Raw genomic sequence first — 13,813 nt, 5'->3', positions numbered from 1 at the left:
GAATTATATTTGTCGTAACTCCTACAACACGTTACAACACTCTCATGACGACAAACAAAGCTAATGCTAACCAGGTAAACGAAAAATCACTGCAGTTGTTAATGCAAGTTGCAGTTAGTCCGTTCCCAGTTTCTGCGAAAACGCTAAGCGAGCAATTGAACGTTCCTTTAAGCAGCCTTTACCGACACTTAAAACTGCTTAAAGAATGGAACTTGATCGAAGAAAGCGTTCAAGACAAGACATTTGTCGTTGGTCCGGCGGCATTATTACTCATGCACAGCTATGAGACCGCGCAACATGGACTCGACATGGTCGAAACCATACTGGCTAGGTTGGTACAACAAACCGGGGAAATGGCCGCTTATATGGTACCAGCGGGTTATCGTGCGCTTTGTGTCAGACAGAAAGAAAGTATGCAGGCGCTGCGTTGCAGCTTCGTCCAGGGTCAAAGTCAACCTCTGCTGCGCGGTGCCTCATCTAAAGTGATGCTCGCTTTTATGCCTCAAAGTCGATGCGAGAAAATCTTGAGATACTTTAATCAAGATCACCGACGCGACGAGTGGGAAAAAGAGCTCACAACCATCCGTAAACACGGATATGCCGTCAGTACTTCTGAGATTGACCCTGGTGTTTCAGGTATTAGCGCACCGGTAATGAAAGGAAGCAAACTGATTGGCGCAGTCTCGGTGATGGCTCCGGCCCACCGAGTCGAAAAGGATAAGCAGCGCATTATTTTACATGTACTGCAAGCGGCAAGGGCACTACCACCAGAAAGGTAATTCATCATGTTAAGCTTTTTCAAACGCTATAAACTCCATCACACAGTGAAACAGCCGCAACATTACCCTTTTTCTTTTATGACAGTGTGCGAGTATTTACCTCCTATGTCGAAGGGTGCGTTTGAATTAGCTGACCAAAATTTGGAAAATGCTAGTGATTGGCTTTACCAACAACATGATCATGAAACCGCTGAAAACTATGGGCACTTCAACCACGACAAACTGGAGAATGGCGAGTTTCAAGAAGCGTTAAGCCTTTCGCTTTCTCGCCACTCAATTCCTGTTTTAGTAACTAACTGTACCGAGGCAATCTTGTCCATGTTACCTGTGGTCGTGTCCTATCGAGACGAAGTGGGTGTGGTAAATATTGGACATGACATGAACTTGAAACCAACACTTGAACCACGTTTAGGCTCGGCATTCCATTTTGCTCTTTCTCGCTATCAAAACGTGCGATTATTTTTTGCTGGTGTTAGCGAACAAGATACAAAGCAAGAAACGTGGGAATACGCGGAGGATCAAGGTTGTGACTGGGTAACCGATAAAGAGTTTTCTTTTCGTCATCGCAATAATGTTAAGCAACAGATCGGCAATTACCTAGACCACTGCGACCAAATAATCATTAGTATCGACCTTGGATCTCTAAAAACCAAAAACAGCCTTGATGGCGCGTCAGAAATTGATATCCAAATGGTTCTACGCACGATTAGGCAATGTTTGGTTGCAGGTAAAGTGAGAGCAATTCAGCTCGTTGGAGATCGAGATTGTCTGGTGTATTCGAGACAAACGAAAGCCATACTAGAAGAGTTATATCAGATGGCTCCACTCATCGTTCACGCTGCCTAGCGTTGTAAACGTTCAGAATCAGGATCGCGTCCTTCCTGATTCTGAACCAACATGCTTACTTATTATCCTTAACTAACAAATAGTTACACATATAAATCGACACACATCACACTTGCCTCTTGAACTAACCTGACACTTACGTTGTAATAAGGCCGCTAAACTTTGGTATGACATACGAAATAAAAAATAACCAAAGTTCAATAACTAAGCGGCTTCAGAACAAAAAAGTACCGCAGCTATTCCAATTTCAGTGAGCATTTGCTCACGCTCGCTTGATGCCATCTTGTTCCACTCATTAGGACATTTGATGATGCGTCTTTGCAGTATTTTCACTGCGGTTCTTTTTTTACCGCTAACCTCACACGCCACCACTTATGACGTAAAAGATCTATCTGAGTTAGGTCAACTTTGCTCACACAAGAGTTTTAGTATCGAAAGCGATGGCACGACTTATCTCTGTACAGGGAAACTAGTCCTACCCGCTGGTGATAAAATTGTCTCCTCATTACCGGAAAAAGAGATAACATTAAAAGCAGATTATGGAATTGTGTTAGAGGGGAATAATACAATTGGTGAACCCAATAAACGTATCTCTCTACACGCCCTCGCTACCGGATTAACGGTTAACAATGAGAAAGCATCAAACCTCGACGATTACCAAAACAAGCACACTGTTATCTATGGTGATCTTCTATCGGCTTATCCAACAAAGCTGCATAACGTTCTCATCGATGGGGATATAGAGCTAACAGGTGAGGCCCTTCATATTAATGGTGAGTACAACACCATTATTGGTGACATTTTGACTCACAGCACGACCAATATATTTAATACAAACATCTGTGGTAAGGTCGAATCACAAGGCGAAACACTACACCTAAAAACAAACCATCCTTTACAAGACCATTTTGTCGTCGGTGATGTTTCTGCGCACAAATCTCTGATTATAAAAGATATGTCGATCTATGGTACGGCTGAATCTGTAGGATCGTCAGCTACATTAAGTGGCTCATTCTATAGTTCCACCGCAGCAATTAAATACTTCCAAACATTGAACTTCAACAACGCTCCAAATCAGCCTAGTCAAGTTTGTGGTGAAATCCAACAAACGCCAGGAAGTGCACAAACGAAAGCACAAGACAACAAATACACGCAATACTGTGGATTGGGCGAGGCTGATTGTCACTACTCTTCCCAAGTCTGTCCAATCACCCCTCAAGATGTTCCGAATTGCAGCATGCAGCCTCCATCGGAGAACGACTTAAACCTCAGCGTCACACCATCGGACGACATGGCACTGATGTGCGGCGACGATCTTCCGCAATTTACAGCAACAACAACCAATAATGGAGAAGTTGTAAGCGCAGAAGTCAGTGCTGTCCTATCACACCCTGACTTGTTCACTTTAGAGGTGGTTAAAGGTCAGCAGACATTAGGAGCCAACCAATTTATATCTGACGAGAATGGTGAACTTGTTGTTCGAGTGGTTCCGAATAATATTGATACGATCTCGTTAGATACCAACTACACACTAACTTTCACTATGGCGAAAGACACGAGCAAGCATCAAACTGTTCGCTTTATGTTTACGCCATTTATGTTTGAGGCCTACTCAAAGACGAAAAGCGCAACTTTAAATGAAATACGCGTTATTGCAGGTAAACCAGAAAACGTGCATACGCGATTGCTTGCTTGTGCCTCCACCGGCGAACCTGTAGTGGCAAGCAACTACAATGGTACGCCTAAGGTTTTTCATCCATTGGTTCAACCATTAGGAGGAAGTGAAGGAAACTTTAGCTATTCAGCGGAATTTAAAGACGGCTTGTCTGAACATGGTCTTATCACGAACGAGTCCGGCATATTTGAAGTGACATTGTCCGATCATTTTGAATGTGAGGGATTTGAAGAGTGTCCAGAAGAAGGCAAAGTGGAAGTGAAAGGGACATTTAATGTGCACTCGCGACCATGGACACTCGCTATTTGTGACGACCAACGTGCTTTGCCTTCTGGCACCTCTGAACAAGGAGAAGGGTTTCTTGCTGCCGGAGAACTTTTCTCTCTAACGGTGAAACCAATCATTTGGCAACCTGACGGCTCTGTGAGTGGGTCTGTTGAATCAGCACGCTATTGTGATGCTTCTATCACCCGTAATTTTACGCTTGATGACGCTCCAGCAGCATCCGTTGTCTTGTCGAGTGAGCAACATACGCCATCAGAGACAGCGAACCAAACCTCAAAATTGCTAAAAAGTAGTGACTCGCTAGCTCAGGCGCATAATTCAGCCAAGAATGATCAATTCGTCTTTAATGGATTATATTGGGAAGAAGTCGGGAGCTTGAGAGTAAAAGCAAACCTAGAAAGTAAATATCTAGGTATGACTGTGAACGAAGGCTATCGTTACGTTGGTCGTTTTTACCCAAAATATTTTCAAGTGCAAGACCAAGAATGGCACTACCCACATGGCCAAACTTTTGCTTACATGAATCAACCTTTTGAGAAAGTCACTTACGATATTGTCGCACTCAATGCGAATAAGGAAAACGTGAAGAATTACGTCCACTTTTCGTCTAACCTTCAACAACATTTCGATTTAGGCGAGCTAAGCTCATACTCCGATCGGTTTTTGCCGCCTAAGCCTAAGAAGGTAGACTGGAAACTACTGGGTAGCGCGAGTGTTGGAACGTTTGTTATAGAGAAGCCCTCGACCAATGCGACTTGTAACAATAGCCCATGCTGGAAAAAGAACACGACAGATAAGCAATATCCTGATGGCCCATTTAATAAAGGGACTAACAGTGACAGCAGCAAAATAGGTATAGTCACGACTAAAGCCGTTGATGAGGTAAATTTCTTTGATAACAGCGAAATGCTCACTCAACAACCGGACATTCGATTCGGTCGTTTGAACTTTCAAGATGTAGGTGGCAACCAAGGCATGGTGATCAAAGTGCCACTTGCTGTAGAAACTTGGCAAAACGGTCGATTTACGACTAACTTCGATGACAGCTCAACAACGGCGAGTGGTGAATATTACTTCAGCACGCCAATTTGGTCTCATGCGCCAGCAAACAACGCCCTGCTTTCTGGCGTTGGAACGATGAGTATTGGCAGAATGACCGATATCGTTGCAAGCCAAATTGACTCAGCACGCGAGCAAATACAATTCCACCTGGATTTAGACGGCTCAGGTAATCGCATCCCTTGGCTGAAATACGACTGGGATAGCTCTACAAGTGAAGAGGAAAATCCACCTGTTACAGTTACGTTTGGTATTCACCGAGGAAACGATCGCATTATTTATCGTGGTGAACCCAATATGCTTGGCCTAAATTAACGCGAAACGGCAAACAAAAAGAGCCCCTCAATTGAGGGGCTCTTTTCACACAGACTGTGTAATTTACTTTGCGCCACGACGCGCTTTCAGGCGCTTCACCATAGCAAGACGACGCTCTGCCGACCCTTGGTCTGTTGCCGACTGGTTCGGATTATTACGACGACCTTGACGATTCTTGAATGCTGGTTTTGAGTGCAGCTTTTCAATGTAAGATTCACGCTGTTTTGGTTCATAGCCAGCAAGCTCAATACGCCGAATTCGCTGCTGGATTAGATTTTCAACCTGAACAACCGTGAGTTCTTCATCTCGATTTACAAATGAAACGGCATGACCTTGTTTACCTGCACGGCCTGTACGACCAATTCGGTGAACGTAATCTTCCGCTAGGAAAGGCATGTCATAGTTCACAACGTGAGGTAAATCTTCAATATCTAGACCTCGAGCAGCGACATCGGTAGCCACCATGACACGTGCTTTACCGGACTTGAACTCTTCTAACGCACGACGACGAGCACTTTGAGCACGGTCACCATGACAAACCACCGCTTTGATACCATCAAGTTTCAGCTCTTTTACTACTTCGTTTGCGGTCTCTTTGTAGTTCACAAATACCAACACTTGTTTCCAGTTCTTACGACCAATCAGCTCCGAAAGCAGTTCCGTTTTTCGCTCTTGATCAACTGGATATAACACGTGAGCAACTGTCTGTGCTGTCGTATTCGCTCGCTCAACTTCAATACGCTTAGGCTTACGCAGGATATCTTTTGCTAACAGATTTAGTTGGCTCGAAGTCGTTGCTGAAAACATCATAATTTGCGGATCAGTATCCACATCTAGCATGATCTTACGTACTGCGTGAATAAAGCCCATGTCCAAGATACGGTCTGCTTCATCAAACACTAAAAACTCTAAGTGTGCGACCGAGACATTACCTTGTTCAATGTGCTCTTCCAATCGACCTGGTGTAGCCACTAGGATATCTACACCGTTTTCTAATGCCGTTACTTGAGAAGACATTTTACGGCCACCGAAAATCGCAGCCACCGACAGATTCGTGTACTTCGTGTAAGCTTTGATGTTGTCAGCAATTTGTTCAGCAAGCTCACGAGTTGGAGCCAAGATAAGTGCGCGAGCAGTCTTACGAGAAGCGCTACGGTTACTGTCTAGCAGCTGCTGAATCATAGGCAGAGAAAACGCAGCCGTTTTACCAGTACCTGTTTGTGCTGTAGCGAAAATATCATGGCCTTTGCGAGCCATTGGAATCGCCTTCTGTTGAATTGGCGTTAACTTTTCATAACCGCATTCTGCCAGTGCTTTAACCACTTCTGGCGCAAAACCTTGAGATGAAAATGACATTGAGCGTATTCCTTAAACAAACCACTAAAAATAGCTTTAAAAAATTTAGCCGTGCACTATACCCGAATTTGAGTGATTTATCTCACTTTTCTCATTGAAATCCTACAAAAGAAAAAACGGTGAGCACAGATATATTAATGGTTCACCGTTTTCGTTTAACCTTTGCGCGATTTAATGCTTGATGCCAGATAACTGAAGGAGAATGCGCTCAAGCTCATTCCATGGCAACAGCTGAGAATCTATCACTTCTAATCGAGATTCAAAGCCTTCTAAGCTGATTTCATTCACCGAAACGACTCGGTTGGCAACATTAAACGCGTAACAACCTTGATCCGTATTGACCACTGCTTTAACACGCTCTGCGGTCAAGTCCGAAAGCATAGAGAAAAGCTTTTCAAAATCAAACTTATACTCTGCCCCAAACAACCACCCACAACTAAAATAACCCTGCCCTTTGTTCTCTTTGCGCACAAAGGCTTCACCAGGCGCCAATTGGAATTGAGGCTCTTGATGAGCGTGGTCATGATGATGTGACTCGATATGGGAAGAAGCGCTGCCGTAAACCCGCTCAATATCCAAGACTTCTATCGGTAACTCACCGTCATGAATAAGCTTACTGAATACTTTTGAGGGAGATTGGTCCGTCACCCAGCCATTAAACACATCAATGTCGTGACTGGTACAAAGGTCAACCTTACTGCCTATAACCACATCTGCGCTGTCTAACTGGTCCACGAAATTTTGGTTAGAAAGATATTTTTCATCACTTAAGTTACGCGGATCAACCAAGGCAATCGTCGCTTTAAGATCAACGTAAGGTTCATACTGCTGTGAGGTAAGCGTCGCGATAACCTGTTTGGGATGACCAAGGCCTGTCGGCTCAATCAATAAACGGTCCGGTTTTTGACGCAATAATGCGGTGATACCTACCGACATCGGCACACCCGCAGTGCAGCACATACAACCACCCGGCACTTCTTTAATCAGCGCTCCTTGGTCGGTCATCAATGCACCGTCGATGCCAATCTCACCAAATTCATTGACCAAAACCGCCCAGTTTTCTTTTTCCGGTTTGTTCTTCAGTAGATTTAAAATCGTGGTCGTTTTACCGACACCCAAAAATCCGGTCAGTATGTTGGTTGGTACTCGATTTGACATGCTTATCTCCGACACGTTAGTGCATTAATGCTCCAGAAAAGTATACGGAGAATGTGACTCGCTTCAACGCTTTTTATCGCACTCATCAAGCTCATTGCGTGATGCGTTGGCACACATTTTTCGAGCTTGTTTGGGTTGACTTATCAACTCTGAACGCTTCATATCGGACAAGTACCTACCGGTATAAATAACGCAAGTAAAAAACGCGATAATAGCGACTACGATGGGAAGAACTCCGAGCGTGTTTTCGAATTTAAGCGCAGCAATAGCCAACGCGAAAACAACGACAGAGATAAGTGCGATTGACTTACTTTTGTTGCTTTTCATAATAACTCGCCTTTCGTAAAGTTAGCCCCTAACACCTCCTGTACTAGAGGAATGCCAGTTTGAACAACATCCAACCTGACTATTCAATGCTACTCCTTTCGCTACTTGTGAAATTTGACAAAGCTAACATTTACTACAACATCAAACGACGAGCTTATTGTTATCTTTCAAACACTTACTGGATTTTAAAACACTTACTAGCAAATCGTTCCACCGCTTACCAGGATATCGCTATCATTGGCAATACAAACTTGCGCCACCAGCTTTAGTCCTTCGACTATCATGTCCAAAGACATAGAAGGCTGACTGCCATCTGCTGCTTGTTCTGGCAATAATGGAATATGAACAAACCCGTGACGAATCGGATTGTCTTTCAAGTAATGTTGGATCCCATAAAAGAGATGGTTACATACAAATGTTCCAGCACTGTTGGAAATCTGGCTAGGTATACCCTGCGTTTGCAATGCTTGCACAACACGCTTTATCGGTAGTGTCGAGAAGTAAGCATCAGGCCCATCAGCCACAACGGGTTCATCAATCGGTTGATGACCAGCGTTATCTGGAATACGAAAATCATCAACATTAATTGCGACACGCTCTGGGGTTATCGCGCTACGCCCGGCCGCTTGCCCTACAGTAATCACACAGTCTGGCTGGTGCGCTTCTATTGCTTCAATAACGACTTTCACCGAGTCATATCGAACTACGGGGACTGGGCAAGTAACTATCACACCGCCTTTTATGGCCACAGCCTCTAATTGCTTGACCGCTTCTAAGGCGGGGTTAATGGCGTCACCACCAAAAGGTTCAAAACCGGTAATCAGGACTTTCTTCATAACAGCCTTTAGGAAAAGAGTTTTACAAATTATTGCACTCCCCTTCACCCCATCCAATAGCAAAAGTATTGATGAGATAAACCAGACAACATTATGTGACTCATGTCTAACCAGCGAGGGTTTTCACTTTATTGAATCTAGACAAGTTCCGGACTATCGAGACTAACTATCGATGATTAGTGGCAGGGCAAGGTTCTCTCATTACATGACGCACGTAGAAGCTTGGTTTCCACGCTTAACTTAGGTAGAGTACGCGACCGCAATGCAATTCGAAGAGATTGAATACAATGAATATTGATAACCATGTAATCGAAACGATTGAAGAGTTGGAGGCATTTCTGCATTTAGTAGAAAGCGGCGCTCTAGGCCTTGAAGGTGTCACTGGCGTTGCGCTAGCCACCTCTAATACCGATGGCCGTCCATTTGTTGCCCTATTAGGAGAAAAGCACCAATTGCTCCTTGGCCGCTGGGTTTCGCAGCACGTATATGACAATGGTAAAGACATCGTTCGTAACGGCCCAACCAGAAAACACTAAGCGCTCGACGCCACCTATAACATCACGCCGTCTTATACACCAAGCGTATGCTTTGAAAGCAATGCGCTTGGTGTACTCAAAAAATAAAAAAGAAAAGGCTAGCCTTTATTAATTTTGTCGGTATACTGCACATCAGCTCTTACGGAAAGAGCTATTAATGTAATTAAAGATCAAAGTTTCTCTCAGTTCCACATCGAATTCCTCGTTTACGTTCCTGCGACAAAATAGTTATCTCTAAAATCATATAGTAGCACTTGATATTAGCTAAAAATTCAATATTTAAAACAATCAAATATAGAGGTATCTATGTCTAATAAATTAACTGGTTCAGTAAAATGGTTCAACGAAACTAAAGGTTTTGGTTTTATTTCTCAAGACAATGGCGGTGATGACGTATTCGTTCACTTCCGTTCTATTGTTTCTGAAGGCTTCAAAACTCTTACTGAAGGCCAAAAAGTATCGTTCGTTGTTGAACAAGGTAACAAAGGTTTACAAGCAGCTGAAGTAACTGCACTGTAATTCTTTGTGTGGCATCAATGTTGTTGGTGCCACAATCCCCTTCCACTTGTTACTGCCCTTACTATTCTCTATCTAAGTTTATATAGCCAAATCACTTACCTCTCCCACACCATCATTAATCACTTTCAATAAAGTCACTTTGGTATACATCTTTAGGTAATCACACAACCTACCTTGCAATTCCAGTTTGGAACTAAATTAATCTCATTTATATCTGAATCACTTCGCCTCATGCTTTGCTCATAAAAATAAAGTTTATAAAATAAAAGCGATTGGCGAATATAAGAGAAAAAATGAAATTAAATATATCTGCTCAATCAATAAATTCTAATAACTACGAGCACATAATCCCTAGCTAAGAGGTTGAGTCAGCACTGAAATGTCATTACATGAAGCCATTTATCGGACAACACTTCATAGGGACAGCGTCTGGAGTCACATACTTCGCGGGATTTGTTGAGTTAGAGGAACCGAATCGAAGGTCTCATTCCTTTATCAAGTTTCCAAAATGGTGAGTTCGAATTTGATGTAGTCAAACAAAAAATTTCCAGCCAGAGCGCCACGTTTACTTTAGGGACCAAAGTGCACGTGTTGGTTAAAGACGCCGATTCGAGACAAAGAAAGATCATGTTCAACTTAAAAGACGCGGAACACTCGGTAGGTTAGCCTGTTTTAGGTTACTTTCTAATCCATTAATCAAAAATAAAAAATAAGCTTTTAATACCGCAATCAACTTGTGACATTTCGCTGACATCGACTCATTCTAAAACCCTAACATCTGACAAAGGAGACGAATCTAATTTTTGTTTCCAGACACCATCGCAGAGTGTATTTCCAGCACTCTGTTTGCCTCGAGAGGTTCTTATGACAGCCTAGGATCTCTCGAGGCTTTTTTGCACCTATTCAAACCACCTGATTCTACATCCCAACTATTATCCCCTACCCAAGCTGTACTTTTTAACTAGTTCACTAGATCTACAATTGTTATTTAAGCAACTGATCACACAACCTCTTCCAAATTTTGGGTATAAAGTATCAATACTTTCGTTAACTAGGATGTAAATAATGAAAAACTCGTTTGATCTCACTATGCCCAACGAAGAAGGATACTTTGGTGAATACGGTGGTAGCTTTGTTCCACCTGAGCTTGAACAAATCATGCATGACATCAACGCAGCTTATGAGGAATGCAGCAAAGATCCTGAATTTAAAGCGGAACTCGCTCGCCTATATAAGCACTTTGTTGGACGACCTAGCCCAATCTTCCATGCGGAAAACTTGTCTAAAAAATACGGAGCAGACATCTACCTAAAGCGCGAAGACTTAAACCATACAGGCGCACATAAAATTAACCACTGCTTAGGGGAAGCCATTCTCGCTAAAAAGATGGGTAAGAAGAAACTGATTGCTGAAACTGGCGCAGGGCAACACGGTGTTGCGCTTGCTACAGCCGCGGCATTGGTTGGCTTGAAATGCGATATTTACATGGGTGAAGTTGATATCGCCAAAGAGCATCCGAATGTCGTCCGCATGAGAATCCTTGGTGCTAATGTCATTCCTGCCACTCATGGGCGCAAAACCCTCAAAGAAGCGGTAGATTCTGCATTCGAAGCTTATCTGAAAGATCCTGATACACAACTTTATGCGATAGGCTCTGTCGTTGGCCCTCACCCATTCCCTAAAATGGTACGAGATTTCCAATCAATTATCGGTAACGAAGCACGAGTTCAATTCAAAGAAATGACCGGCAAGTTACCCAATAATCTCGTCGCATGCGTTGGAGGTGGTTCTAACGCGATGGGGCTATTTACTGCTTTCTTAGAGGATGAACAAGTCGCCATTCACGGCGTTGAACCTGCGGGCCGCTCTTTGCAAAAGGTTGGCGAGCATGCTGCAACACTCACACTCGGTGAGCCAGGTATCATGCACGGATTTAAGTCTTACATGCTTAAAGATGCGCAAGGCGAACCTCAGGAAGTGTACTCTGTAGCAAGTGGCTTGGATTACCCATCGGTTGGGCCTCAGCATAGTTACTTAAAAGACATTGGCCGTGTCAATTACGGCTCAATCAGTGATGACGAAGCGATTGATGCCTTCTTTGAGCTGTCTCGTGAAGAGGGAATAATCCCTGCTATTGAATCCTCACACGCTGTCGCTTACGCAATTAAACTCGCACAGCAAGGAGAAACCGGCTCGATTTTGATCAACTTATCAGGCCGTGGTGACAAAGACATTGATTTTGTCGTTGAACACTACGGCGCAAAATACGGCATTGAATCACTCATATAGCCTAACTCCGTAGCCTAACCCTACATGCAAAAAGCTACCTGGTACTAGGTAGCTTTTTGTTTTTGTCTACTATTTTAAGAAGCAAGTCCCTTTACTCACTGCTCTCACTATACCTTTAGAGCATAATTCGATTAACCGATAAGAGCTGGAATGCCTGGAAGCTGACCAACAATAGCAAGGGAGCCTGCACAAACGATAAACGCAGTGCCAGGAATCAGATATTTATCTTTGCGCGATAGTTCGTTAGCACGCTCATGGTCGCCGATAAGCCCGAGGTTATCCAACAGCATCGTGATTGCCCAACCGAAGACTGGATTAACGAATGCACAGGCAAAAATACAGATACCTGCACTGAGTGAATCTTTATGCTTATGGATCATCTGCATACCCGCTTCAAGGAGTGGTAAGAATACACCCACAATCAAAGCAACGCGCAGAACAGGTTCCCACATTGCTAGATCCATTGGGTAGCCAATTACCGCCGCCGCAATACACATGAACCCCGTCAACAGAGCGCCACCTGGAATAGGACGCTTGGCAATTGCGGCAGGAATCATGTACGTTCCCCAAGAAGAAGCTAGGTTTCCGCCCCCTAAGAGTGAACCAACCCCCTGACGAACAGATGCTCCGACCATCGTGTCGTCGACATCCATGAGTACACCTTTCGCTTCTTTTGGGTAGTTAAGTTCTTGAAACACACGATGGCCGAGATAATCAGGGGACCACATAGCGACTGCCAGTAGAGCAAATGGAGTCACGGCAATAAAGTGCTCTAGGGTTGGCCAGCCTAGCTGCCAGCCTGTATCTTCACCCCACCAGTAGAATGGACTGAAATTAGGCAGGCCCGGCTCTGTGGTAAAGGCAAACTCAGCGCCCATCAAATAAGCAACAATACCCGCGAGTGCAGAGCACAATGGGATAGCGAGCCAACGTTTATTGATCTTGGCTAAGTAAGCGTAAACCATAACGGTTAGGCCTATGACCACAAACGAAATGTAACCTTGGTCCGTACTTGCAGCCCACGCTTCCGTCTTATTAATTTGCCCGAGCAACCCAACGGCACCAAGGTAGATCAACAACCCTCCTCGAACCCCGATACCAGTCAGAGTCATGAGTTTAGAGCCACCTTTGGTTAAGGCGAGAATTAACCCAAAAACACATACCATCAAACCTAGCGCGAGAGGGTGCCCTCCTGCAGCTGCAATCATAGGAATCAGCGGTATCATTGGGCCATGGGTTCCCGCTAAGTTTGCATTCGGGTTTAGGATGGCAGAAAACAGGATGACGAACAGGGCTCCAGCGATAAGTAATTCGTAACGCACGTTTTCTGCAATGAATTCCGGAGATAAACCAAACTGAGCAGCAAAAGCGGAAACCATGGCAGTGACCATAACCACTTTACCAATGGTTGCTGCTAATGCCGGTACCCAGTCTTCGATTTCAATACTGTAATCACGTGAGGGCAAATGAATTCCCCAGCGACGGAAACTCATGACGGTTAAATCATGATTTAGAAAGTCTTCTCGGTTTTCAAATTCATGCGGTTTTTTGCGCACATCCCTGTAAAAAGTCTTACTTTTGTCAGACATTGAGTCATCCTTTTATGTTTCAACGTTGAACTACGTCAACTAGAGTTTCGCTTGGTAGACAGACCTTCGACCAATACGAGACAACACCCACATCAAACTTCTAGGCCATACTAAGAAAGCGGCATGAACCAATTTTGATTTTGAGCTTATTAAGCATGTGTTGCTATGGGTAGGAATATTAGACATTAGTAAAAGAACAACAAAAATCTCACTTATTACACAATAATTTAACATCGAGCTGGAA

11 protein-coding genes and 1 pseudogene are annotated in these 13,813 nt (G+C 43.8%); 7 read left to right on the top strand and 5 right to left on the bottom strand.

Features of this window, described 5'->3' with window-relative positions; all coding sequences use genetic code 11:
• The first annotated feature begins 44 nt into the window (after positions 1–44).
• From R8O11_RS11990 to R8O11_RS11980, 3 genes are all read left to right on the top strand, one after another.
• Positions 45–779, top strand: a complete 735-nt coding sequence (locus tag R8O11_RS11990; RefSeq protein WP_318194180.1) for an IclR family transcriptional regulator — start codon at positions 45–47, stop codon at positions 777–779.
• Positions 780–785: 6 nt separating this feature from the next.
• The gene (locus tag R8O11_RS11985) at positions 786–1,625 is read left to right on the top strand and encodes an arginase family protein (RefSeq protein WP_213960757.1); all 840 of its coding nucleotides are present in this window, start codon (positions 786–788) and stop codon (positions 1,623–1,625) included.
• A gap of 307 nt (positions 1,626–1,932) precedes the next feature.
• Positions 1,933–4,959, top strand: coding sequence for a DUF6701 domain-containing protein (locus tag R8O11_RS11980; protein WP_318194179.1), 3,027 nt, complete (start codon positions 1,933–1,935; stop codon positions 4,957–4,959).
• A 63-nt stretch (positions 4,960–5,022) separates the two neighbouring features.
• Here R8O11_RS11980 and R8O11_RS11975 read toward each other — a convergent pair whose 3' ends face one another.
• The 4 genes from R8O11_RS11975 to pcp all read right to left on the bottom strand — a co-directional run bounded on the left by R8O11_RS11975 (position 5,023) and on the right by pcp (position 8,636).
• The gene (locus tag R8O11_RS11975; protein WP_005375652.1) at positions 5,023–6,315 is read right to left on the bottom strand and encodes a DEAD/DEAH box helicase; all 1,293 of its coding nucleotides are present in this window, start codon (positions 6,313–6,315) and stop codon (positions 5,023–5,025) included.
• 171 nt (positions 6,316–6,486) lie between these two features.
• The gene (locus tag R8O11_RS11970) at positions 6,487–7,473 is read right to left on the bottom strand and encodes a CobW family GTP-binding protein (RefSeq protein WP_215810434.1); all 987 of its coding nucleotides are present in this window, start codon (positions 7,471–7,473) and stop codon (positions 6,487–6,489) included.
• A 63-nt stretch (positions 7,474–7,536) separates the two neighbouring features.
• Positions 7,537–7,800, bottom strand: a complete 264-nt coding sequence (locus R8O11_RS11965; RefSeq protein WP_053303741.1) for a hypothetical protein — start codon at positions 7,798–7,800, stop codon at positions 7,537–7,539.
• 197 nt (positions 7,801–7,997) lie between these two features.
• Positions 7,998–8,636 carry a pyroglutamyl-peptidase I gene (gene pcp / locus R8O11_RS11960; RefSeq protein ID WP_213879528.1) on the bottom strand — a complete coding sequence of 213 codons (639 nt, stop codon included), beginning with the start codon at positions 8,634–8,636 and terminating at the stop codon, positions 7,998–8,000.
• A gap of 287 nt (positions 8,637–8,923) precedes the next feature.
• Here pcp and R8O11_RS11955 point away from each other — a divergent pair, with 287 nt between their 5' ends.
• From R8O11_RS11955 to trpB, 4 genes and pseudogenes are all read left to right on the top strand, one after another.
• The gene (locus tag R8O11_RS11955) at positions 8,924–9,172 is read left to right on the top strand and encodes a hypothetical protein (protein ID WP_213879526.1); all 249 of its coding nucleotides are present in this window, start codon (positions 8,924–8,926) and stop codon (positions 9,170–9,172) included.
• A gap of 306 nt (positions 9,173–9,478) precedes the next feature.
• Entirely contained in the window at positions 9,479–9,691 is a 213-nt protein-coding gene (locus tag R8O11_RS11950) for a cold-shock protein (protein WP_005375644.1), read from the top strand.
• A gap of 359 nt (positions 9,692–10,050) precedes the next feature.
• A pseudogene (locus R8O11_RS11945) lies at positions 10,051–10,357 on the top strand (S1 RNA-binding domain-containing protein); the annotation flags it as partial.
• A 399-nt stretch (positions 10,358–10,756) separates the two neighbouring features.
• Positions 10,757–11,980, top strand: a complete 1,224-nt coding sequence (gene trpB, locus R8O11_RS11940; protein WP_005375643.1) for a tryptophan synthase subunit beta — start codon at positions 10,757–10,759, stop codon at positions 11,978–11,980.
• A gap of 131 nt (positions 11,981–12,111) precedes the next feature.
• On the opposite strand, the gene R8O11_RS11935 is transcribed toward trpB, so the two are convergent.
• Positions 12,112–13,569: a DUF3360 domain-containing protein gene (locus R8O11_RS11935; RefSeq protein WP_005375642.1), complete on the bottom strand. Its 1,458-nt coding sequence runs from the start codon at positions 13,567–13,569 to the stop codon at positions 12,112–12,114.
• Between the last annotated feature and the right edge of the window lie 244 nt (positions 13,570–13,813).

It is taken from the genome of Vibrio sp. 1288 (assembly GCF_033344475.1).
The sequence above is the reverse complement of the archived record's forward strand: the minus strand, read 5'-3'. Positions and strand labels throughout refer to the sequence as shown.

Coding starts and splice junctions, on each gene's coding strand:
- R8O11_RS11965 (WP_053303741.1), bottom strand. CDS start 7,800: ATGAAAAGCAACAAAAGTAAGTCAATCGCACTTATCTCTGTCGTTGTT.
- R8O11_RS11990 (WP_318194180.1), top strand. CDS start 45: ATGACGACAAACAAAGCTAATGCTAACCAGGTAAACGAAAAATCACTG.
- R8O11_RS11975 (WP_005375652.1), bottom strand. CDS start 6,315: ATGTCATTTTCATCTCAAGGTTTTGCGCCAGAAGTGGTTAAAGCACTG.
- trpB (WP_005375643.1), top strand. CDS start 10,757: ATGAAAAACTCGTTTGATCTCACTATGCCCAACGAAGAAGGATACTTT.
- R8O11_RS11970 (WP_215810434.1), bottom strand. CDS start 7,473: ATGTCAAATCGAGTACCAACCAACATACTGACCGGATTTTTGGGTGTC.
- R8O11_RS11950 (WP_005375644.1), top strand. CDS start 9,479: ATGTCTAATAAATTAACTGGTTCAGTAAAATGGTTCAACGAAACTAAA.
- pcp (WP_213879528.1), bottom strand. CDS start 8,636: ATGAAGAAAGTCCTGATTACCGGTTTTGAACCTTTTGGTGGTGACGCC.
- R8O11_RS11980 (WP_318194179.1), top strand. CDS start 1,933: ATGATGCGTCTTTGCAGTATTTTCACTGCGGTTCTTTTTTTACCGCTA.
- R8O11_RS11935 (WP_005375642.1), bottom strand. CDS start 13,569: ATGTCTGACAAAAGTAAGACTTTTTACAGGGATGTGCGCAAAAAACCG.
- R8O11_RS11955 (WP_213879526.1), top strand. CDS start 8,924: ATGAATATTGATAACCATGTAATCGAAACGATTGAAGAGTTGGAGGCA.
- R8O11_RS11985 (WP_213960757.1), top strand. CDS start 786: ATGTTAAGCTTTTTCAAACGCTATAAACTCCATCACACAGTGAAACAG.